This window comes from Mycobacterium sp. IDUB_5 (assembly GCF_055419565.1).
In genome coordinates this window covers 213,387-233,897 of record NZ_JBVAXX010000005.1, presented here as the reverse complement: position 1 = coordinate 233,897, position 20,511 = coordinate 213,387, and the positions used below count along the sequence as shown (strand labels likewise).

General features: G+C 64.0%; 26 protein-coding genes, 1 tRNA gene and 1 pseudogene. 20 read left to right on the top strand and 8 right to left on the bottom strand.

Annotated features, from left to right (window positions below; translation table 11 throughout):
* Positions 1-10: 10 nt before the first annotated feature.
* The 8 genes from ACZY1G_RS17700 to ACZY1G_RS17665 all read right to left on the bottom strand — a co-directional run bounded on the left by ACZY1G_RS17700 (position 11) and on the right by ACZY1G_RS17665 (position 4,905).
* Positions 11-376, bottom strand: a complete 366-nt coding sequence (locus ACZY1G_RS17700) for a hypothetical protein (protein WP_463823134.1) — start codon at positions 374-376, stop codon at positions 11-13.
* A gap of 578 nt (positions 377-954) precedes the next feature.
* Positions 955-1,302 (bottom strand): hypothetical protein, encoded by a 348-nt coding sequence (locus ACZY1G_RS17695; protein ID WP_463823133.1) that lies wholly within the window; start codon positions 1,300-1,302, stop codon positions 955-957.
* 16 nt (positions 1,303-1,318) lie between these two features.
* Entirely contained in the window at positions 1,319-1,621 is a 303-nt protein-coding gene (locus ACZY1G_RS17690; RefSeq protein ID WP_463823409.1) for a DUF7199 family protein, read from the bottom strand.
* 41 nt (positions 1,622-1,662) lie between these two features.
* Complete coding sequence (locus tag ACZY1G_RS17685) at positions 1,663-1,908, bottom strand: hypothetical protein (protein ID WP_463823132.1); 246 nt, start codon at positions 1,906-1,908, stop codon at positions 1,663-1,665.
* 14 nt (positions 1,909-1,922) lie between these two features.
* Positions 1,923-2,378, bottom strand: a complete 456-nt coding sequence (locus ACZY1G_RS17680; protein ID WP_463823131.1) for a hypothetical protein — start codon at positions 2,376-2,378, stop codon at positions 1,923-1,925.
* Between the two features lie 156 nt (positions 2,379-2,534).
* Positions 2,535-2,720, bottom strand: a complete 186-nt coding sequence (locus ACZY1G_RS17675) for a hypothetical protein (RefSeq protein ID WP_463823130.1) — start codon at positions 2,718-2,720, stop codon at positions 2,535-2,537.
* Positions 2,721-3,588: 868 nt separating this feature from the next.
* Positions 3,589-3,834 carry a hypothetical protein gene (locus tag ACZY1G_RS17670; RefSeq protein ID WP_463823129.1) on the bottom strand — a complete coding sequence of 82 codons (246 nt, stop codon included), beginning with the start codon at positions 3,832-3,834 and terminating at the stop codon, positions 3,589-3,591.
* An 807-nt stretch (positions 3,835-4,641) separates the two neighbouring features.
* On the bottom strand, positions 4,642-4,905 hold the full coding sequence (locus tag ACZY1G_RS17665) for a hypothetical protein (RefSeq protein WP_463823128.1): 264 nt from the start codon (positions 4,903-4,905) through the stop codon (positions 4,642-4,644).
* A gap of 53 nt (positions 4,906-4,958) precedes the next feature.
* On the opposite strand from ACZY1G_RS17665, the gene ACZY1G_RS17660 reads away from it, so the two are divergent.
* The 20 genes and pseudogenes from ACZY1G_RS17660 to ACZY1G_RS17565 all read left to right on the top strand — a co-directional run bounded on the left by ACZY1G_RS17660 (position 4,959) and on the right by ACZY1G_RS17565 (position 20,315).
* Entirely contained in the window at positions 4,959-5,465 is a 507-nt protein-coding gene (locus ACZY1G_RS17660) for a phage terminase small subunit (protein WP_463823127.1), read from the top strand.
* A gap of 60 nt (positions 5,466-5,525) precedes the next feature.
* Positions 5,526-7,763, top strand: a complete 2,238-nt coding sequence (locus tag ACZY1G_RS17655) for a right-handed parallel beta-helix repeat-containing protein (RefSeq protein WP_463823126.1) — start codon at positions 5,526-5,528, stop codon at positions 7,761-7,763.
* 182 nt (positions 7,764-7,945) lie between these two features.
* Positions 7,946-8,374 carry a hypothetical protein gene (locus tag ACZY1G_RS17650; RefSeq protein WP_463823125.1) on the top strand — a complete coding sequence of 143 codons (429 nt, stop codon included), beginning with the start codon at positions 7,946-7,948 and terminating at the stop codon, positions 8,372-8,374.
* A 160-nt stretch (positions 8,375-8,534) separates the two neighbouring features.
* On the top strand, positions 8,535-8,963 hold the full coding sequence (locus ACZY1G_RS17645) for a PE-PPE domain-containing protein (RefSeq protein WP_463823124.1): 429 nt from the start codon (positions 8,535-8,537) through the stop codon (positions 8,961-8,963).
* An 8-nt stretch (positions 8,964-8,971) separates the two neighbouring features.
* Positions 8,972-9,044, top strand: a tRNA-Trp gene (locus tag ACZY1G_RS17640).
* 19 nt (positions 9,045-9,063) lie between these two features.
* Positions 9,064-9,672, top strand: a pseudogene (locus ACZY1G_RS17635) (M15 family metallopeptidase); the annotation flags it as partial.
* Between the two features lie 758 nt (positions 9,673-10,430).
* Positions 10,431-11,399 (top strand): hypothetical protein, encoded by a 969-nt coding sequence (locus ACZY1G_RS17630; RefSeq protein WP_463823123.1) that lies wholly within the window; start codon positions 10,431-10,433, stop codon positions 11,397-11,399.
* Positions 11,400-11,429: 30 nt separating this feature from the next.
* The gene (locus tag ACZY1G_RS17625; RefSeq protein ID WP_463823122.1) at positions 11,430-13,121 is read left to right on the top strand and encodes a hypothetical protein; all 1,692 of its coding nucleotides are present in this window, start codon (positions 11,430-11,432) and stop codon (positions 13,119-13,121) included.
* Entirely contained in the window at positions 13,118-14,551 is a 1,434-nt protein-coding gene (locus ACZY1G_RS17620) for a phage portal protein (protein ID WP_463823121.1), read from the top strand. Before ACZY1G_RS17625 ends, ACZY1G_RS17620 begins: the two co-directional genes overlap by 4 nt.
* Positions 14,548-15,411, top strand: a complete 864-nt coding sequence (locus ACZY1G_RS17615; RefSeq protein WP_463823408.1) for a VG15 protein — start codon at positions 14,548-14,550, stop codon at positions 15,409-15,411. Before ACZY1G_RS17620 ends, ACZY1G_RS17615 begins: the two co-directional genes overlap by 4 nt.
* Positions 15,412-15,471: 60 nt before the next feature.
* Positions 15,472-15,975: a hypothetical protein gene (locus tag ACZY1G_RS17610; protein WP_463823120.1), complete on the top strand. Its 504-nt coding sequence runs from the start codon at positions 15,472-15,474 to the stop codon at positions 15,973-15,975.
* 32 nt (positions 15,976-16,007) lie between these two features.
* Positions 16,008-16,982 (top strand): phage major capsid protein, encoded by a 975-nt coding sequence (locus ACZY1G_RS17605; protein ID WP_463823119.1) that lies wholly within the window; start codon positions 16,008-16,010, stop codon positions 16,980-16,982.
* 63 nt (positions 16,983-17,045) lie between these two features.
* Entirely contained in the window at positions 17,046-17,210 is a 165-nt protein-coding gene (locus tag ACZY1G_RS17600) for a DUF7302 family protein (protein ID WP_463823118.1), read from the top strand.
* 11 nt (positions 17,211-17,221) lie between these two features.
* Complete coding sequence (locus ACZY1G_RS17595) at positions 17,222-17,605, top strand: Gp19/Gp15/Gp42 family protein (protein WP_463823117.1); 384 nt, start codon at positions 17,222-17,224, stop codon at positions 17,603-17,605.
* Positions 17,602-17,766, top strand: coding sequence for a hypothetical protein (locus ACZY1G_RS17590; protein WP_463823116.1), 165 nt, complete (start codon positions 17,602-17,604; stop codon positions 17,764-17,766). Before ACZY1G_RS17595 ends, ACZY1G_RS17590 begins: the two co-directional genes overlap by 4 nt.
* Complete coding sequence (locus ACZY1G_RS17585) at positions 17,763-18,122, top strand: hypothetical protein (RefSeq protein ID WP_463823115.1); 360 nt, start codon at positions 17,763-17,765, stop codon at positions 18,120-18,122. Before ACZY1G_RS17590 ends, ACZY1G_RS17585 begins: the two co-directional genes overlap by 4 nt.
* Positions 18,123-18,482, top strand: coding sequence for a DUF5403 family protein (locus ACZY1G_RS17580; protein WP_463823114.1), 360 nt, complete (start codon positions 18,123-18,125; stop codon positions 18,480-18,482).
* 13 nt (positions 18,483-18,495) lie between these two features.
* Positions 18,496-18,945: a hypothetical protein gene (locus ACZY1G_RS17575; RefSeq protein ID WP_463823113.1), complete on the top strand. Its 450-nt coding sequence runs from the start codon at positions 18,496-18,498 to the stop codon at positions 18,943-18,945.
* 17 nt (positions 18,946-18,962) lie between these two features.
* Positions 18,963-19,811, top strand: a complete 849-nt coding sequence (locus ACZY1G_RS17570; protein ID WP_463823112.1) for a phage tail tube protein — start codon at positions 18,963-18,965, stop codon at positions 19,809-19,811.
* Between the two features lie 114 nt (positions 19,812-19,925).
* Positions 19,926-20,315 carry a phage tail assembly protein gene (locus tag ACZY1G_RS17565; protein WP_463823111.1) on the top strand — a complete coding sequence of 130 codons (390 nt, stop codon included), beginning with the start codon at positions 19,926-19,928 and terminating at the stop codon, positions 20,313-20,315.
* The last annotated feature ends 196 nt before the right edge of the window (positions 20,316-20,511 follow it).

Below are 20,511 nucleotides of genomic sequence, written 5' to 3'. Positions count from 1 at the left end.
TTCTTGATACTTAGTCCATCGGCGGAGGCAGCCGCCAGATCGACTTTTGTTCGTCTTCGAGGTCGGTCCGGGCGTGTTTGTTCCACCGGACCAGGTAGTCCCCGTCGGAAGCGCGACGCTTCCGGTAGGTGAAGCCTCCTACGGAGCTCACCCCGGGCTCGGGCGGAAGAGAGGGGTCGAACTCGACCACCAGATTCTGCTCACGCAGCTTGCGATACCACGACCGCAATCGCTTGAGCTTCTCCTCTTTCATTCCGATGCCTCGGGTGGCAACGAACTCGCCGTGGTTCCGCAGAAGTCGATACTGCGTGGCCCGCGTGTGCTTGTCTGCGACCTTGAACGGAAAGCTCTCGTTCGCGATCTCCCGAGGCGTCATACGCCCACCATAAGTGTGTTTGATCCAAGAGACGTACTGCTTCGTCACGCCGTACGCCTCCGCGATCTCGCTCTGGTTCAAGCCTTTATTCTTGAGGGCTTCAACCACCGCGAGAGTGAGCCTCACGGGCTCGCTGTTTTCGAGTGATGTCATTTTGGATAGCTCCCCAATGTTTTATGTCCCTGGAAAGAAAGACGTTACGAGTAAAGTCTTGGATTTTCAACTGATGCTCCCTCAGACCCCCACGGAGTCCGTGCTGAGGCGCGTCCTGGCCGCGGTTTGCGGTCAGGTATTCGGTTGTGGTTTTCCGGAGGCTGTTCCCCGCCCCCTCGGCAACAGTAGCAAGCTCGTTTACCGTCGTGAAGATAACTCTCAGAAATCTGGCAGCTTGCGTCAAGTCACCGACCGGTAGCCGCTCTTGAGCTGGGGGTTAGTCAAGTCTTGTGATTCATGTCACACTTTGCGATACCTCATGTAGCGGTTTAGAGTCCAGAGCTGGGCCACGCCTTCTACCGGTGCTTTCACACCCTTTGGGCACTAGATCTGCATACCCCTATGTGGTAGCTCTGGTTTGATCTTCAGGCAGAAATCGCTCTATCGAGAGCGTTGGCCAGAATGTCACCGAGGTCAGCCAGATTATGGTCATACTCGGTCATCATCTCGTCCCAGACCTCGTACCCGCACACGGGTTCGTCGGTGTGGGGGGCGGTGTTTTTGTCGATGAAGCCTTGTTTGCGATCCTGCGTCAACCGGAAGTTGGTCAGCGCGGGGTATACGCCTGCAAGCCTCGAAATGTTCACCGCGAGTTCATACGCTGCGCTGGCGAAGTCGGACAGAAGGTCGGCTGACGTCTCATCGTCGCCGTCCCAGTCGACCCACTCGTCGTGTTTTCGGATGACGCGCTCTGCGTCATCGGTGAGAGCCATCGGTGGTCATGCCTCCTCAGCAGTACCAATGTTTTCGGCAGTAGCGTGACTTCGAGTCGTCACTCCGTCGCGATCCCTCGTCGCTCTGAGTGTCGCTCTCGTCACGGCTCTGTTGCTGGTCAGACGCCTGACCGTCACAATTCGGCAGCTGGCCGTGTGCTACGTGCCAAGCAGAGTCAGCCGCCAAGCCTCCGTGCTCGGCGACGTGCGCGGCGGAACGGTGCTCGCAGGGGAGATTCAGCGGAGCTGGAATCTCAAGAGGGGACAGCGCTGCGCCTGCCCCCGTAGCCGCTGAAGCCTCCGGAGAGGCCAGCAGCATCGCGCCTGCGGCTGCGAGAGCGGCTAGGGCCGCGGTCAGCTTCAACGCGATACCTTTCTGAGCGCGACGAGAGCCGCGGCCTTGGCTGACTCTCGGCTGCTGCCTCCGTTCAGCAGGCCGGAGAACTTCAGCTGTCGAAAGTCGGCGCTCAGCAGCTCTGCTTGAGCTGTCCAAACCTCCGAGAACTCGTTGGGCGAGTGGACGGTTAGCTTGTGCATCTGCCCGTTGGGCAGGTCGATGCGGGTAAGCGAGCACGTGGACTCATCTCGCCACACGATGTCTTTCACGCCTGCGCTCATCGTCAACGCTCGATGAAGTAGTCAAGGAACGTGTCGAACTCGTCGCCGTGGCGGGTCGACGTACTACTCCCCCAGTAGCCGACCAGCTTGGCGCGCTCCAAACCTTCTGCAACAACCTCGATGTGAGGGCCGCCGGTCGAGATCACAACCGCGAACGGCCGGCCACGCTCGTCGATGATCTCCAACGGAAACTCGTTGATCGGAGTCTCATCCACGGTGGGCTCGTCAGCCGGCACGAGCTCGGCTGTATCTGCCTCGAAGCCTTCGAGAAGGTCCTCGACCTCGGACATGGCCGTGTGGCTGTCCGATGCCTCGATCGTGTGGACGTTGCCGTTCACGTCCGAAACCTCGTAGGTGTGACCGTACTGGCCCGAGAGTAGCTGCTCGACGTAATCGCGAATCGTGTCCGCGACGGCGTCCACCTGGTGGGCGAGCTGGTCGTACTCGGTGTTACTCATGGCGGTACCTTTCGTTTAGAGTCAAGGCTCTTATGCGTGCCCGCTGCGCGAATCGAACGCGCACCTCCGCGCGCTCCGGGGTAAGAGCGCCTAGTGCCCCCAGCGGGGCATTGCTTGAAGAGGAACCGTTGCGGGCGGTTTGTGAGGCCGAAGCCTCTACTTGCTCAGCGCCTCAGCGCGTTTGGCCGCTGCGTCGAACGACTTGAAGACCTTCTTGAGCATCCGGTACGAGCCGGAGTTCTCCATGACCCTGAAGCCTTCTCGGCCCGGAATGGGCAGCGTCACGAGGTAGTCGCCGACGATCCGAGCTGTGCCGCTCGGTGCCAAAGGGTAGTCGTCCACGATCATGCCTTTCTGGGCTCGGGCTGGAGGCTGGCCGGCAGATCTACCCACCAGGGCAGGAGCAGCACGGCTAGCGCGTGCATCACGTTGTGCATGTCATACCTCGTACAGAGTCAAGTCTTATACATGAGTGGACGGTCGGGAATCGAACCCGAAGCCTCGTATCGGCGCTACCCCGCGAATCGCGTGCTTACCATCGCTTCCAGGGAGTCCGTCCTAAGTGTTGTCGCGACCGCTACCGTTGCCTGCTGAGCCCAGTTCTGTGGGTCCCCGCGTCTGCCATCGGGTCATCGCGTTGTTACTCGCTAGCCGAGGCGTATCTCTGACGTTCGCTGTATTCATGTAGGCAGTGGCCGTACCCGCCCGTGTTATTCGGTTGTGGCGCTGGGAGCTTGCTCCCTGTCGCTGTCTCTGACTCTAGCGTGATTCTCGTGTAGAGTCAAGTCGCTTTGCGAAGCTCTCGGTCGGTGGATGTCCCGTGCAGCGGCTAGGTTCAGCGTGCCAACCCCTATGCGTGAGGGGGTCCGTTTCTCGTCCCGGTGGAGCTTCTCTGTGCTGTTGTGACTTCAGCGTATCAGGTGGCCCGTGTAGAGTCAAGTCGTAATTCCGAGGAATTTCTGGCTGCGTAGTGTTGCGTGCTCTGTGCGCTCTCAAATCCGCTGGCTTCCGGATTCCCGCTGCCTGTCTGACTCAGGGCCTCTGTGCTGTTGTGTCGCTTAGGAGCGGAGCTCCTGCGCTTTGCGTGATCTTCGATCTCGCTGACTTTACTCTAAACGACGGATGCCGGCTGTGTCAACCCCCAATCGGAGATTGCCCCACACAGCAGAAAGCCCCAGCTCGGAAGCTGAGGCTCTCGTGGTGGACAGGGTCAGCGGGTGATGGGGTACGTCTGGTCCTCACCGATGATCAGGTACGACAGGCCGGTGCGCTTGCTGGTCCAGACGCCAACCTGGCCAGGCTGATCGGAGCAGTCCTCCTCAGCGCACACGCGGTAGTCGCGACCGTCCACGGTCACGAGCTCGGAAGGTTGTGCAATGGCGATCGGCGCGGTAGCGCCGGCCAGTGCGGAAAAGGCTAGTGCGGTTGCTGCGACGTACTTCCGTGTGGTGTGCATGACTTGACTCTACACCACATGTACACATAGCGCAACACCCCCGCTGTAGGCGGGGTGGGTGCAGGCAGGGGCACAGCTACCCCCTGTGTGTGGGCGTGTGCGTGGCACAGGCGGTAGGGGCATGGGTGTAGGTGGGGTGAGGGGGCACACCCCCTCGGGTAGGCGTGCAGGGTGTGGGGCACGTGCCTGGGGTGTGGGTTGGGTGCGTGTGTGCGCGTGGGTAGGACGCTGTGTGCGTGCTCGCCTGGACTCACCCCCTGCACGCCTGCCGGCGTGCCCCCGCAGGCACCCCCACGGGGTATGCCCTCCCCCGCCCCCGGAGACCGGTTGGTTATGCGGCTGAGCCATCCTGTACGGGTTTTGAATATCCGAACCGGGGCAGGTCGAGCCAGAGGGGCCATTCCCGGGGCTGAGAGCCCCGTAGGGCCACGAAACCGCAGCCAGAGGGTCACAGTGCCCGACCGACAGAGGGCCGCTGAGGGCGGCCTGCCGCCTCTCCATACTGTGAGCTTCGTCACAGCTAAGGGTCGGTCTGGCCCAAAATCGACAAATGGCACGCATATACCTATGAGAGAGAAAAAGAGAGAGCCCTTCTTTAGAGGGGCCTGACGGCCCCAGCCGGCAGGACCCTCTCGGACTGTCGTCCTCGACGGTCTCTTCAGAGACCGGCCCCTCAAGGCCGGTCCCTCTCGGACCTCTTCGGGTCCTCGAAGTTCGGACCGGGTCTAAGGAGGTCCGAACTCGTCGGAAGCGCTGGCGCGCTTCCTCCTCGTAGGGGCAGGAGGCCCAACTTTGGGTTGGGCCAACTCAGATCGTCGCAATCGGCTTCCTGCCGATTGGAATGAACGCCGCAACCGGGTGTTGCGACGCGATCGACACCGCTGCCAGCTCCGCTGGCGCGGGTGCATCGGAACCGCAACCGACGTCGATCACCGCAACCGCGGTGACGACCACGCAGACAGCAACCTGCAATCGGTGTGCGAACCCTGCCACGACAAGAAGTCCGCAATCGAGGGCGTAGCCCGGCGGCGAGAACTGCGAGCCCAACGGAAGCGCCCCGACGAGCGCCACCCGGGCTCTCGTTGAAGCGGGCCAGGTGCCCGCTGTAGCCCAGGAGGCGACCAGTGAAGGGCAACCAAGGCCCACCCCCCAAGCGATCGACCGAGAAGGTCCGACGCAACAAAGACGACGGCCCGGACATCGAGAAGGTCGTCGCAATCGGGACCGTAGACGTCCCCGATCTCAACCTCCCCACGTCGGGTCCGGTGTTCACCGAAGACCTGATCGACTACCTCCCCACTCATCCGCTCACCGAAGACCTCTACAGGTCCCTCACTGAGTCCGCGCAGGCACGATTCTTCGAGCCGTCTGATTGGCAACTGGCGCGGTTCGCGCTCCACTTCGCGAACCAGCTCCTCTGGTCCCGCAAGCCCAACGGGCAGGTACTGGCGACAGTCACCAGCCTGTTCAGCGACCTCCTCATGTCCGAGGGTTCGCGTCGCCGGCTGCGACTGGAGATCGAGCGCAATCCAGAAGAGCCGACCGGCCAGGTGCTCAACGTCGCGGACCGATTCAAACAGCTGCTGACGCAACCGCCGGCCGCTGCAGAGGGCCTGGCCGCGGAGGGGTAGAGCGCCGCGCTGCTCTCCGCAGCGCTCCCCCTCCGCTTGACCATCACGAAAGAGGCTGCAATGACCGTCGTCCAACGAGAACTCGAAGACCTCTCCGGGCGCCCGGACTTCCGTAAGTGGGTCTTTGAGACTGGGCTGCGACGGTCAAACTCCAACCCGCTGGTCACTGTGACGCCGCAGGTTGTCACCGTTGTCCCGCAAGAGGTCGCAGGCAAGGCCAAGCTGATTGCCGACTTAGACCCGGGACCGGCGCGCGTGACCTACCGCGGCGTCTCGCACATCATTGAGATCCCGACGTCTGGACCTGCGGACCTACAGGACCTGATCGACGCCGGAACCGTCGAGAACGGCGCACCGGAGATCCCGTCGAACTCTGTGGCACTGCGCGGCTATCGCACTCAGGTTTTTCCGATCACGACCGGTCCGAACGCTGGCAAGTACCAGTGGTACGACGAGATGGGGCACGCATTCGGCGCCCCGGTCAACCTATACGACGTAATCTCCCAGGCAATCGCCGAAGCAGCGGCTGCCGCGGTGGCTCCCGACGTTGTGACCGCGGACATCGAGTCCCGAGCGCCCCAAGTCATCGCAGGCAGCACTCCCGGCACCGTTCGCAACAAGCTGGGCGACGCTGTCGGTCCGGAGTTTCCGGCTGTAGTGGGGCTCTGGAGCGGGATTGCTTCCGTGCCGAGCACGATCAAGCCCGTCACCGACTACGTCGGCTGCGATCCGACCGGCGCCACCGACAGCTCGGCCGCGTTCAACGCCGCAGCGGCCTCGAAGGTCATCCGCGTCCCCGCAGGCACCTATCGACTGGACTCTTCGATAAACCTCGGGTTCGGACGCGTCATCATCATGGACCCCGGCGTCACCATCCTGGCCGGCTCCTACATGGCAGCTGCCATTTTTGACGCCAACGGCGCCGATGGCGTGCAGATCATCGGAAACGGCGCGGTGATCGACTTGAACGGCATCACCGACCGCGCGATCCGGATTCAAGGGTCTAGCGGCACGCTGCGCAAGCGTTGCCGGGTCACCGACATCAACGTCATCAACCGCCCCACTACGCAAGATTCAACGATCCCGGTCGCCGCCGTCGAGTTGAAGTATCTGCGCGGGGCACTGGTCCAGAACGTCCAGGTCGACGGCTACGGCCCCGGCAACCCTCCCGGCGAAGGCAACGCCTACTCACTGGCGCTGATGAACTGCATATCGCTCAAAGTACGTGACGTCACCCTCACCAACGGCGACGTCGCGATTGAGCTCTACCAGTGCGTGGATGTGCAGATCATCAACCCGACGATCCAGAACTTCATCGACAACGGGATCTACATCCTTGTCGGCTCTACCGCGATCAGCATCTCCCTCGGGCTGATTGACGCGTGCGAAGAAGGCATCGTCGTCAAGTCCGACAACGTGTCCATCACCAAGAACTTCATCACCAACTGCACCAGCAAGGGGATCACCAGGCGCACAGGCGCGCGCTGCCGGATCGAGGGAAACCACTTCGAGGGCAACCAGATCCACATCGGCGACAGCGTCGATGGCACGGCGCCAAACAACGACAAGATCACAAACAACGTGTTCAAGAATGCGCTGCTTCAGGCGATCTACTTCACCGGCTCCACCGACCTTGAGATCGAAAGCAACCTGTTTGAAGACGTGACCGCCACGTACACGTCCGGGCTGGTCAGGCTCAACGGAGCGCACCGATCCAAGGTCAGACGGAACACGTTCAACAACCCGGGCAAGACGATCGCGGAGATGCTGCGCATCTCGCACACCACCACCGACGTCCGGGTGGATGCCAACGTGTTCGTTGAGTGCAACACCGCGGTCCGACTGTTCAACTCGTCAGGGGCGCCGTCGAACACCACACTCCTCGACAACCAGCATCTGTCGGTGACGACCGAGCTGGTCGACGCCGGCACAGGCACCGTAGTACGAAAAGCGACCTCGATCGCAGGCGTCGACATCGCGACGATCAACGCCGCCACGAATACTCAAACCGGGACGGCGTACACGCTTGCGCTCGCAGACGCTGGAAAAGTCGTGGAGCTGAACAATGCGGCTGCCGTTACGCTGACTGTGCCGCCTAATTCTTCGGTGGCTTTCCCGGTGGGAACGGTGATCGAGCTGCTTCAGTACGGAGCAGGTCAGGTGACCGTGGCAGCAGGGGCTGGAGTCACGATCAACAGCCCTTCGAGCAAGCTGAAGATCGGCGCTCGCTACGGCGCTGCGACGCTCCGGAAGCGAGCCACGAACGAGTGGCAGCTCGAAGGGAACCTGTCCCTGTGAGCCGCAGCGGCGTCTCTTCCGCCCGTGGAGCGACCGCAGCGGCCGGTGCCTCTTCCACGGGGACCGTCCTAGCGTCGGACAGCTTCAACCGCGCTGACACAGCAGCCGGAACTCTCGGCTCGTTGGACTACGCACAGGGCGGCACTGTCACGGGACTTACGTGGCTGACCGAGTCATCTCAGATGCAGATCGTCTCGAACCAAGTTGGTGGCACGGTCTCGGCACAGCGCCGCGCCACCGTCGATCTCGGCGTGACCGATGGCTACGTCGAAGCCGAGATCTCAGCCGTCGATGGCGGCGTGTGCGGTCGGTACACGGACGCGAACAACTGCTACATCGTCCGTTACGTCGGGACCACAGTGATCATCGAGAAGCGCGTCGCCGGCACCGCGACGACACTGTGGACCTCCGCATCGGGGGCCTTCACCCCCGGTGCCGGGCAGAAGCTCGGGCTGGCGTGCTCCGGCTCCACGATCGCCGCGTACATCAACGGGGTCGTCGCCCAGGCAGTGACCGACTCATCGCTGACCACAGGTACCCGATGGGGGCTGCGTTCGGGAACCTCTGGCACGTTCCGACTCGACAACTGGATTGCGAAGACCGCCCCATAGCAGAAGAGGATTCGGATTGAACGTACTTACTCTGGACCCCCTGCTGCCCTTTCCGCTATCACTCGGCAAGGCATGGGCAATGTCCAAGGCGTGCCGATCGTTCGCCACAACGGACGGCAACGTCCAGGTTAAGGTGCCGACAAACAGCACACTCCTTGGCTTGAGCCAGATCGGCCGCGACGCGGACACGTTGAACGACTACATCCGGAACACGGACGGTCCGAAGATCGTCTTCGGATGGTCGAAGGGCGACCAGGTTGCGGGCGCCTGGCTGAGGAAGTACGGCATCAAGACGCCTGTCCCCCCGGAGTTGCTGTCGTTCGTGCTGATCGGCAACCCCGAGCGCGGCATCGGCCGCAAGTCAGGCAGCCGGTACATCGACGGCTCGGACCTGGTCCCGACGCCGAGCAACACCGCCTACTCGGTGACCGACGTCGCGCGGTTCGGCGACTGGTTCGCTGACAACGCGAACGCCAAGGGCAAGGTGGCAGGCAACGCCGTCCACTGCAACTACTTCGGCGTGGATCTGCGTGACCTTCCGAATCCTGTTGCGACACAGGGAAACACAAAGTACTACCGGGTGCCTTAGCGCCCCGAGGGTCAGTAGCTCAACTGGTAGAGCAGCGGTCTCCAAAGCCGCAGGTTCCAGGTCCGACTCCTGGCTGGCCCGCACCTATCGAGAGGAACAGATGAGCTTTCGCACTGTGAACGGCAGCAGCCTCACCGAGAACAAGTGGAAGTGCTGCAACCGCGACGAGTGCGACATCGTCCGCATCCCCGGGCTGACGCTCGTCGACACCGCACCGCTCCGCAAGGGCGCCCCGCTGATCATCCTCGGCGCCTGGCTCTACTGGTACGACCGCAACGTCGAGGAGATACTTTCCTCGGTCTGGGGCTGGTCAGCCACCAACGACGTGCTCGGCGCGTACGGCGCGAATATGGGCTCGAACCACCTCAGTGGCACTGCCGTAGACGTGAATGCGCCCCGCTACCCGTGGGGCACGTACAAGATGCCCGCAGACAAGATCGCGAAGGTCGAAGAGGGCCTGCGGCTCTTTGAGGGAACAGTCTTCTGGGGCCGTCGGTGGAGCAAGCCCGATGAAATGCACTACCAGATGGCGCTTCCGGAGGGTGATCCCCGCAACGAGGCGTTCGCCCAGAAGCTGCTGAACGGCTACCTCGGGATCTACCAGCCCAGCGGCTCCCCCGCGACGGACGCGGCGCCCGTTCTTGCACGCGCTACCGGCCTCTCGGAGGCCCGCGCCCGGCAGATCCTGCCCGCGGTCCGCTCCGGACTCGCGCAGAGCGCGGCGACGAACGTCAACCGGATCGCGATGTGGCTGGCGCAGGTCGGCCACGAGTCCGACAACTTCAACGCGACCGAAGAGTACGACGACGGCGTGAACCACGGCGACCCCAACGAGGTCACCGACCGGTGGATGTACAAGGGACGCACCTGGATACAGCTGACGTGGAGGTCGAACTACCTCGGCTTCTCGCAGTGGGCCAGCGCCCGCGGCATCTGCCCGACGCCGACGTACTTCGTCGACCGGCCCAAGGAACTCGCACAGCTCCAGTACGCCGGAGTGGGCGCCGCCTACTACTGGACGGTCGCCCGGCCACAGATCAACGCGATGTGCGACGCCCGCGACCTGCTCGGCGTGACGAAAGCCATCAACGGCGGCACGAACGGCCTGGACACCCCCGGCGGGCGCCGCGACCGATACAACCGCGCGCTCGCCGTCGGCGATGCGCTGCTGCAGCTTGTCCAAGAGGAGGACGACGAATTGGCTAACCCCGAGATCGAGAAGATGATCCGAGAGGTCCACGGCGCTCTCTTCAACAAGATCGCCTCGCAGTCGAAGTACCGCACGCTCGGCGAGGGCAACCGCTGGCAGCTCCACGAGCTGATCAAGAACGACGACGCGATGATTCACGAGATGCTGGTCGAGCACCAGGCACTCCTCGGCAACCCCGACGCGCTGGCGCTCGTGAAGCGCGAAGCCGACAAGGGCGACGAGTGGTCTGCGACCGTCTACAACCGGGCAACCGCTGCGTGAGCATCCAACTCAACGACCGCGGCCCCCACGTCCTCGCGTGGCGCGCGGCGATGAACCGCCGGTACGGCGGCCTCTACACGAGGCTGCACGGCGAGCTGCCGCTGAACACCGACCTCTTCGGCCCCCGCGCCGTCGAGTGGCAGAAGGAGTACCAGCTCCGCACCTCGCAGCCGGAGACGGGCGTCGTCAGCGACCGGGACATGGAAGCCCTCGGCGTCCCGCAGCCCCGCCCCGCGAAGCGCGGCGTGCTGCTGACCGTCCACGGCACCGGCCAGCCAGTCCCCGACGGCCCCGGCCTGCCGGCCGACACCGCCCGCGCGGTGCTCGACCTGTACGACTGGCAGCCGATCGGAAACTACCCGGCGACCCCGTTCCCGATGTGGCCCTCGATCCAGAAGGGCGTCGCGGAGCTCCGGCTCCAGATCAACCGCCACGAAGGCCGCCAGCTGAACTTCGACGGCTACTCTCAGGGCGCCGTCGTCGTCGGCCAGGTGCTCAAGCACGACATCATGAACCCGGCTGGCTCGCTACATCACCGCCTCGGCGACGTCCGGAAGGTCGTCTTCCGCGGCAACCCGATGCGCCAGCAGGGCATCGCCCACTTCGACAACTGGATTCACGCCGTTGCCGAGCCAGATCAGCACGGGATCATGGAAGACCGGCTGGAGGGCCTGGAGAACGCGCCGTTCGAGGTGCGCGACTACGCCCACCGGGACGACATGTACGCCTCGGTCCGCGACGCCGACAAAGACGAGTACAAGGTGATGATCCAGAAGATCGTCTTCAAGGCGACCGACTGGTTCGGCGGCGCCAATTCCGTTGCCTCGCAGCTGATGGAGTTCAGCGAGCGCCCCCTCTCCGAGGGGTTCGCCGCGGTCGGCGCTGCGATAGATGCGCTGAAGTTCTTCACCAACTCCGCGCACGGCTACAACATCTATCCCGGAATCGAGTTCCTGCGTTCCTGACTTGACCCTACACGAGAGGAGGAGCGCGGAATGTGCCTGACAGACGTTCCCCTCCTCCCCTCGCCTCCTCACAAGATCGGCCCCACATGGCAGGTCCACGAGGACGGGTCGTGGCACCTCCCGAGGTTCTCGCTCGGTTGGGGCGTCCTGAACTGGCTCGCTGACTACGTCAACTCCCCCGGCGGGGAGCACGCGGGCGAGATGTTCCTCCCCACACTGGAGCAGGCTCGGTTCATCCTCTGGTGGTACGCCATCGACGAGAACGGCAAGTGGCTGTACCGCGAGGGAATCCTGCGCCGCCTCAAGGGCTGGGGCAAGGACCCGTTCTCCGCGGCGCTCGCGCTGGCGGAACTCTGCGGCCCCGTGCGGTTCTCGCACTGGGAGGGCGGCGAGCCGGTCGGCAAGCGCCAGCACGCGGCATGGATCACCGTAGCCGCCGTCTCTCAAGACCAGACCAAGAACACATTCGCGCTGTTCCCGGTGATGATCTCGAAGAAGCTCAAGACCGAATACGGCTTGGACGTCAACAAGTTCATCATCTACGACGACCGCGGCGGCCGGATCGAGGCAGCCACCTCGTCCCCCGCGTCGATGGAGGGCAACCGCCCGACGTTCGTCATCGAGAACGAGATCCAGTGGTGGGGCACCGGCCCCGACGGCAAGGTCAACGACGGCCACACGATGCACGACGTCATCGAGGGCAACGTCACGAAGATCCCGGCCGCCCGGCGCCTGGCCATCTGCAACGCCCACATCCCCGGCAACGACTCGGTCCTGGAACGCCTCCACGACAACTGGTGGAAAGTCCAGGCCGGCGACGCTGTCGACGTCGGGATGCTGTACGACGCGCTGGAGGCGCCGGCCGATACCCCGGTCTCCGAGATCCCCTCGGAGATGGAAGATCCGGAGGGCTTCGCCGACGGCATCGCCCGCCTGATGGACGGCCTCGCGGTCGCCCGCGGCGACTCAATCTGGCTCCCGCTCGACGAGATCATCAAGTCGATCCTGAACACGAGCAACCCGGTCACCGAGTCTCGACGGAAGTTCCTCAACCAGGTCAACGCCTCCGAGGACTCGTGGATCGCGCCCAACGAGTGGAACCGACTGGCCCTTACGGACAGCGTGTTCCAACTCAAGAAGGGCGAGCGGATCACGCTCGGGTTCGACGGATCGAAGTCGAACGACTGGACGGTGCTCGTCGCCTGCCGAGTCCACGACGGCTGCCTGTTCCTGATCGACTACTGGAACCCCGAGAAGTACGGCGGCGAGGTCCCTCGCGACGAGGTTGACGCGGTCGTGCGCTCGACGATGGACGCATACGACGTCGTCGCGTTCCGCGCCGACATCCGGGAGTTCGAGGCGTACGTCGACCAGTGGAGCCGCGACTACCGGAAGCGGATCAAGGTCAACGCCTCCCCCGGCAACCCGATCGCGTTCGACATGCGATCGCAGCAGAAGAAGTTCGCGCTCGATTGCGAGCGGTTCCTCGACGCGGTCCTCGAACGCGAACTGAACCACAACGCCAACCCGGTGCTCACGAGCCACGTGCTCAACGCCCGACGGCACCCAACCATCTACGACGCCATATCCATCCGGAAGCAGTCGAAAGACAGCAGCCGAAAGATCGACGCCGCCGTCTGCGGCGTCCTGGCGTTCGGCGCCCGGCAGGAGTTCCTCATGAGCAAATCCAACCTCTCGCGCAGGGCCGCGGTGGTGATGTGACAAGCCCTTTGAAGCCAGAGCCGATCGACCCCGAGAAGGCTCGGGACGACATGCTCGACAAGTTCGAGGCAGCGCAGCAGGAGCTCAAAGACTCCCGCGCCTACTACGACGCCGAGCGCCGGCCCGACGCGATCGGCATCGCGGTCCCGAAGAACATGCGAGATCTGCTCGCGCACATCGGCTATCCCCGGCTGTACGTAGACTCGATCGCAGAGCGTCAGGAGCTCGAAGGGTTCCGCCTCGGCGGCGCCGACGAAGCCGACGAAGAGCTATGGGACTGGTGGCAGGCCAATAACCTCGACGTCGAAGCCCCGCTCGGACACACCGACGCGCTGATCTACGGATCGGCGTTCATCACGATCTCGATGCCCGACCCCGCGGTCGATCTGAACCTCGACCCCGAGGTCCCGATGATCCGGGTCGAGCCGCCGACGGCGTTGTTCGCCGAGATCGACCCGCGTACCCGCGACGTCAGCCTGGCAATCCGGGCGGTCTACAACAAGGACCAGTCCGAGATTGTCGCCAGCACCCTGTACACCCCCGAGCTGATCGTTCGATGGGTGAAGCAGGACGGCGAGTGGGTCCAGATCTCGTCGATCACCCACGGCCTGGAGATGGTCCCGGTCATTCCGATCCTCAACCGCACCAGGACGTCTGACTTCTACGGCAGCTCGGAGATCACTCCGGAGCTGCGGTCGATCACCGACACCGCGGCTCGGATCTTGATGGACATGCAGGCCACGGCGGAGGTCATGGCGATCCCCCAGCGGCTGCTGTTCGGCGTTAAGCCGCAGGACATCGGCGTCGATCCCGACAACGGCCAGAAGCTGTTCGACGCCTACGTCGCCCGCATCCTGGCGTTCGAGGACCACGAGGCCAAGGCCCAGCAGTTCACCGCTGCCGAGCTGCAGAACTTCGTGACCGCACTCGACGCGATCGACCGCAAGGCCGCCGCGTACACCGGCCTGCCGCCTCAGTACCTCTCGACGTCCGCGGACAACCCGGCTTCGGCCGATGCCATCAAGGCGTCTGAGTCCCGGCTCGTCAAGAAGACCGAGCGCAAGAACCTGCTGTTCGGAGGGGCGTGGGAGCAGGCGATGCGAGTCGCCTACAAGGCCGCCAAGGGCGGAGACATCCCCGCGGAGTACTTCCGGATGGAGACGATCTGGCGCGAACCGTCGACCCCGACGTTCGCGGCCAAGGCCGACGCAGCCGCCAAGCTCTACGCCAACGGCCAGGGTCCGGTCCCGCGCAAGCGGACCTGGATCGACATGGGCTACTCGATCGCCGAGCGCGAAGAGATGCAGAAGTGGGTCGAAGAGGAGAAGTCCGAGATGCTGGCGCTGGGCGCCGTTCTCGCTCCAGGAACCCCCGCTACCGGGGCTGAGAAGCCCCCTGCCGATAGTTCGGCCGGAGGTGAGGCCGCCTGACCCCGGAAGAGTACGCAGCCGCTCAGGCGGCGATCTCGGCCGCGGTAGCGCGAACCGTCCTCACGATCGGCAAGTACGTCGCACAGCCGGCGCTGTCGTTCGCAGCGTGGCTGAACTTCCTGCAGACGATCTTCCCGGAGGTCGAGCGGGCACGGCGTGAATCCGCCGAGCTTGCCCGTCGGTTCTACGACGACCAGCGCGCGCTCTTCCACCCGGAGCTTCCTCGAAACGAGAGGTTCCTCGAAGAGTCGACGTTCCGGGCGTTCGCCCAGTCGATGGACGACGCCCGCCCGAGGCTGTCCCAGGAGGGCGCTCGGACGGACGCGGTCGCGAACACAGCGCTGCGCGCGGTGCGCGCGGTCGAGATGGCAGGTCGCCGGCAGATCATCGGCGCCGTAGAGAACGATCCGGCACCCCGGATCGTCAAGGGATGGGCCAGAGTCGCCACCGGACGCGAGACATGCTCCTGGTGCCTGATGCTCATCTCGCGAGGCCCCGTCTACCACGGGGCTGATCGCGCGGGGCTGGACTTGGACGACCAGTCAGCGGCCGAAGCGTATCGCTCGGCCGGGCTGGACTACGACAAGTTCTTCTCCGACACAGCGCCATTCGTCGAAGAGTGGCACGCCGGATGCGACTGCAAGGTCGTCCCGGTGTTCGACGTCGAGAACTGGCCCGGCAGGGCCGCTCAGAAACGTGCCGAACAGCTATGGATCGACGCCTCGAAAGAGGCCAAGAAGCTGATCGACGCAGGCGAGGCCCGCTCCTCGAACCTGAACAAGGAGACGATCAACGCTCTCCGCCGTCGCCTCGACAACGGCGACGTCCAGATGAGTGAGTTCGCCGCTCTCGCAGCGTAGCTCGCTCCTCCCCCGAGTCCCAGGTGGGCTCTTTCCTACACGCCCAGGAGGCGAACAACCATGTCCGAACCCGTTTCGACTGACGGCACCACGACCGACGGCAACCCGGTCGCCGCTGACGGCGTCAACACCTTCAGCAAGGAATACGTCCAGCAGCTCCGCAACGAGGCCGCCGGCCATCGCACGTCGAAGAACGAAGCGGTTGAAGCCGCGAAGACCGAGACCCGCACCGCGGTCGAGGCCGAGTTCGCAACGGAGATCAGCGACCGCGACAACGAGATCGCCACGCTGAAGTCGGATCTGACCGACCGCCAGCTGGAGCTGATCAAGCTCAAGGCGATTGTGGCAGCTGAGATTCCGACGTCCGACGTATTCGATGTCTACGAGTTGGTCCAGGGGACCGACGAGGAAACCGTCTCGAAGTCGGTCGAGCGAGTGAAGTCGCTGATCGGAAAGGCCCCCGCCACGCAGCGGCTGGTCGACCCCTCGCAGGGGTCCGGAAGCCACGTCCCGCTCAACGGCGACCCGATCGTCAACATGTTCAAGTCTGCCCTCGGCGTCTGAACTACCCACTCTAACAAGGAGATTCACTAAACATGGCAACAGGATCTACTGTTCCTTCCGGCCAGATCGCCAAGACCGGCGACTTCTCGGCCTTCCTCAAGCCCGAGCAGGCCCAGGACTACTTCGCCGAGGTCGAGAAGACCTCGATCGTCCAGAAGCTCGCCAAGAAGATCCCGATGGGTCCCACCGGCATCACCGTTCCCTACTGGAACGGCGCCGTCCAGGCTTCCTGGATCGGTGAGACCGAGCGCAAGCCGCTGACCAAGGGCTCGTTCGATCACTGGGAGCTGGAACCGACCAAGATCGCCGTGATCTTCGCGGAAAGCGCTGAGGTCGTGCGTCTGAACCCGCTGCAGTACGTGCAGACGATGAAGACCAAGATCGCCGAAGCGATTGCGCTGGCGTTCGACAACGCCGCGATCCACGGCATCAACAAGCCCACGAAGTTCAAGGGCTACCTCGCTCAGACCTCGCAGGCCGTGTCGCTGGTCGACCCGGGCGGCGCGGGTGTCGCTTCGAGCAACAACGCCTACGACGCTTTCGTCAACGGTCTGTCGATCCTGACGGCCGGCGGCTACAAGTGGAACGGCACGCTGCTCGACGACGAAGCCGAGCCGCAGTTCCTGAAGTCGAAGGACACCGCGGGTCGTCCGCTGTTCATCGAGTCGGCGTACACCGACGAGGTCGTGCCCCTGCGCGGTGGCCGCATCCTCGGCCGTTCGGCTGTGATGAACGACCACGTCGCGAACGGCTCCGCCGGCTCGCGGGTGCTGGGCATCATGGGTGACTTCTCCCAGGTCATCTGGGGCCAGATCGGCGGCCTGTCGTTCGACGTCACCGATCAGGCGACGCTCGACTTCGGCGCTGACGTCTCCGGCACGTGGGTTCCCAACCTGATCTCGCTGTGGCAGCACAACATGGTCGCTGTCCGTTGCGAGGCTGAGTTCGCGTTCATGGTCAACAAGCAGAACGCGTTCGTCAAGCTGACCGACACCGTCACGACCTGATCCTGACTTGACTCTACACGGGGAGCTCCTTCGGGGGCTCTCCCGTTAGGGGAAGGAATCCCTATGCAGCTCAGAAGTCTTTGGAACCACGGCGCGGTCGAGGTTGATCCCGAACTCGCCGAGCAGCTGCTGGCTACCCGGCGATGGTACGAGCCCGAGGCGCTGGTCGAGTGGCTGGCCGCCGAAGAGGACTACCTCGCGTCTCTGGAGTCCGCAACAACGAAGTGAGGGGGTGAACGATGGCGTACGCAGAAGTCTTCGACGTAGCGGCCCGCTGGGGCAAGGCTGAAGACGACCTCGACGACGCAATCAGGTCGCTCATCAACATCCGGCTCGAAGATGCCGAGCGGAAGATCAAGCGGCGCATCCCCGACCTCGACGATCTGGTCGACGCCGGCACGATCGACGTCGAAGACGTCAAGCAGGTCGAAGCCGACGCGGTTGTCCAGCTGGCTCGCAATCCCGAGGGCTACCTCTCGGAGACCGACGGCGACTACACGTACATGCTCCAGGCCAGCCTCACGGATGGCCGGGTGACGATCTCGCCCGAGGACTGGGAGACGCTGGGCGTCCGTCCGTCCACGATGTTCACGATCGACCCCGTCGGGGTGCGTGAGACATGAGTTACGGAGAGCCGGAGAAGGTTCCGCAGACGCCGATCGTCATCGGCGGCCGGGTGTTCAACCCGCGGGCCTGCGTCCACGGCGAGGATTACGACTCGGAGAACCACCAGTGCGTCCACGACTGGCGCATCTACTGGGGCAACCAGGACCGCGTCTCGTGAGCCTGCTCGACGACAGCGGGCAGTACGAGAGCATTCTCGTCTTCCCCGAAGTGGTCGACCTCGACCAAGACGGAAACAAGCGCACTCGGCCGGCCGCCGTCGGCATCCCGGCCAGGGCGCGGTTCCAGGTCCAAGGTCAGTCGGGCACCTCCGCCCGGAGGGCCGAGCAGGACAACGAGGGGTTCGAGTCCGAGAAGGTGTACCGGATGCGGTTCCCGCGGTCGTTCAAGACGGTCCTCGGCGCTCAGTCGCAGATCGAGTGGAACGGCCAGCGGTGGGCGGTCTTCGGAGACGCCAACCGGTACAACGGCTCCCGGATGACGAAGCGGCTCACGTACACCGTAAAGCGGTACTAGATGGCGGTCGTCTACGGCAAGAAGCTGGTCAACTACGCAGCTTCGCATCACGTCGAGACACGGGCCGCGATCCGCAAAGAGACCAACCAGGTTGCGCGTGCGGCGAAGTCCAACCTCGCCCGCGCCAACAAGACGTCCCGCATCACGCCGAAAGGCTACTTCCCCGCTCGGATCGAATCCGAGATGGGCGAGGTCGACGGCTACGTCATCTTGGTCGCGCCCAACGCGATGGCGCTGGAGTTCGGCCACGCACCTTCCGGTGTCTTCGGCGAGGGCGGGGCGCTTGGCCACGTCAAGTCGAAGGCCCCTGAAGCCCTGTACATCCTCATCGGCGCCGCGATCCGCGGCTCCGTCTCGTAAGAAGGGAGCGCGTATGCCCTCTGTGCCTCGCGTACAACGCATCGTCCTCCCGATCCTGCGAGGCCACCCGGACCCGCTCGACAAGGTGAGCGCGCTCCCCACGCTGGCCGGCGTCAACGTCGGCACGTGGAACGAGGACGTCGACCTCCGCGAGTTCCCGATGATCACGATCCGCCGCGTCGGCGGAGTGCGAAACGAGAACCGTCCCAGGCTGCTTGGCAAGCCGGTGATCGAAATGACCGCATACGGGACCGTCGGCCTGGCCGAGACCGAGGACCTCTACGAGGACGCGCTTGAGGCGCTCTACGACGCGCAGCGCAAGCAGACGATGACCGAGTTCGGCTACGTCCACTCGATCAAAGAAACGATGGGCGCCACTCAGTTCAGCTCGCTCTTCCAGGACTCCTGGCGGATTCAGGGGCTGATCGCTCTCGGCATTCGCCCTCCGAGATCCACCACCTAGCAAGGAGATAGCCACACATGGCACAAGACGACGATGCTGTTTTGACAGCCGCCGTCGGGTACGTCTACGTCAACGACACCGTTGGCGCGGCCGGCCCGAGCGCAGCCGCGCTGAAGACGATCGACCTGGAGAATCCCGCCACGTGGGCCGCCACCGGCTGGCGCTCTGTCGGACACACCTCTCGCGGCGACATGCCGGAGTTCGGGTTCGAGGGCGGCAAGACCGAGGTCCGGGGCTCCTGGCAGAAGAAGAAGCTGCGCGAGATCACCACCGAGGACCCGATCGACTTCCTCACGGTGTTCCTGCATCAGTTCGACGAGAACGCGCTGTCGCTGTACTACGGCGAGAACCACTCGACCGTCCCGGGCGTGTTCGGCGTCAAGACCTCGTCGGTCGACGCCAACGAGAAGGCGTTCCTGGTCGTGATCGAAGACGGCGACTTCCGTCTGGGACACCGCGTCCCGAAGGCGTCGGTCCGTCGCGACGACTCGATCCAGCTGCCGGTCGATGACCTGGCGGCCCTGCCGATCCGTGCGACCTACCTCGACCACAACAACGAGGAATCGTTCCAGTGGATCAACGAGGACCTGTTCAACGTGGTTGTGAGCCTGCCGGTGCTGAACCTGCACGGCGCCACGGGCGGCAGCTTCACGCTGAAGGTCGACGAGAAGGAGTCCGCGGCGATCTCGGTCTCGGGCATCTCGGCTACCACGATCAAGAACGCGCTTGCTGCGATCGACGACGGCATTGCCGCCGCGCAGATCACGGTCACCGTGTCCGGGTCGAACTACACGATCGACATCCCCGCGATCCTGACTGTCGGCGCCGACACCACGACCGGCGGAACCGGCGTCACCGTTTCCTGACGCTGACTTGACCCTACACAGGGTCACCGGGGAGGGGCCTCACCTTGGCGGGCCGAAGGCCCCTCCCCTACTCCACTTGCCCGCCACGCCCGCCACCAACGAAAGGCCCGCTATATGCCCACAAACACCTTTACCCTCGACGCCCTCCGCGAAGAGACCAAGCGCAAGTACGCCCCGATCACCGTTGAGCTCGACGAGGACACCTCGGTCGTCCTGCCGTCGCTGCTCCGGCTGACCAAGAAGGACCGCGAGTCGGTCCTGGCGAAGGTCGCAGACCTGAAGAACCTGTCGTCCGACGAAGACGAGGATGCCGGCGACGAAGAGTACGAACTGCTCGCCGAGTCGCTGGGCGAGATCCTCACGCTGATCACCCCGCGCGCCAAGAAGATCGTCCGCGCCGTCGAAGAGGACGAACCGGCAGCCCGCGCGAGCGTGCTGACCCGAATCCTGAACAGCTGGATCGAAAGCGCACAGCTGGGGGAAGCAAGCTCCTCGCCGGCCTGATCGACAGGTACGGCGAGGTTCTGATACCGGACCTCAAGCAGTACTACGGGATCGACGCTCGGGACCTCTTCTCGGAGGAGAGCCCGCTCTCCCCGCGGTGGGTCCTGATCCACGCTCTGCATCTGCCCACCCGGTCTGCGTTCGTCGCAGCCCGGCGGGGTGGGTCGCAGTTCCGCGAGTGGGACGAGGACCGCTA

Bases quoted from the DNA above. Each gene is read 5' to 3' on its own strand.
- ACZY1G_RS17700 (WP_463823134.1), bottom strand. From the start codon at position 376: ATGACGCCTCGGGAGATCGCGAACGAGAGCTTTCCGTTCAAGGTCGCA.
- ACZY1G_RS17695 (WP_463823133.1), bottom strand. From the start codon at position 1,302: ATGGCTCTCACCGATGACGCAGAGCGCGTCATCCGAAAACACGACGAG.
- ACZY1G_RS17690 (WP_463823409.1), bottom strand. From the start codon at position 1,621: ATGCTGCTGGCCTCTCCGGAGGCTTCAGCGGCTACGGGGGCAGGCGCA.
- ACZY1G_RS17680 (WP_463823131.1), bottom strand. From the start codon at position 2,378: ATGAGTAACACCGAGTACGACCAGCTCGCCCACCAGGTGGACGCCGTC.
- ACZY1G_RS17670 (WP_463823129.1), bottom strand. From the start codon at position 3,834: ATGCACACCACACGGAAGTACGTCGCAGCAACCGCACTAGCCTTTTCC.
- ACZY1G_RS17655 (WP_463823126.1), top strand. From the start codon at position 5,526: ATGACCGTCGTCCAACGAGAACTCGAAGACCTCTCCGGGCGCCCGGAC.
- ACZY1G_RS17650 (WP_463823125.1), top strand. From the start codon at position 7,946: ATGCAGATCGTCTCGAACCAAGTTGGTGGCACGGTCTCGGCACAGCGC.
- ACZY1G_RS17625 (WP_463823122.1), top strand. From the start codon at position 11,430: ATGTGCCTGACAGACGTTCCCCTCCTCCCCTCGCCTCCTCACAAGATC.
- ACZY1G_RS17610 (WP_463823120.1), top strand. From the start codon at position 15,472: ATGTCCGAACCCGTTTCGACTGACGGCACCACGACCGACGGCAACCCG.
- ACZY1G_RS17605 (WP_463823119.1), top strand. From the start codon at position 16,008: ATGGCAACAGGATCTACTGTTCCTTCCGGCCAGATCGCCAAGACCGGC.
- ACZY1G_RS17600 (WP_463823118.1), top strand. From the start codon at position 17,046: ATGCAGCTCAGAAGTCTTTGGAACCACGGCGCGGTCGAGGTTGATCCC.
- ACZY1G_RS17595 (WP_463823117.1), top strand. From the start codon at position 17,222: ATGGCGTACGCAGAAGTCTTCGACGTAGCGGCCCGCTGGGGCAAGGCT.
- ACZY1G_RS17590 (WP_463823116.1), top strand. From the start codon at position 17,602: ATGAGTTACGGAGAGCCGGAGAAGGTTCCGCAGACGCCGATCGTCATC.
- ACZY1G_RS17580 (WP_463823114.1), top strand. From the start codon at position 18,123: ATGGCGGTCGTCTACGGCAAGAAGCTGGTCAACTACGCAGCTTCGCAT.
- ACZY1G_RS17575 (WP_463823113.1), top strand. From the start codon at position 18,496: ATGCCCTCTGTGCCTCGCGTACAACGCATCGTCCTCCCGATCCTGCGA.
- ACZY1G_RS17570 (WP_463823112.1), top strand. From the start codon at position 18,963: ATGGCACAAGACGACGATGCTGTTTTGACAGCCGCCGTCGGGTACGTC.
- ACZY1G_RS17565 (WP_463823111.1), top strand. From the start codon at position 19,926: ATGCCCACAAACACCTTTACCCTCGACGCCCTCCGCGAAGAGACCAAG.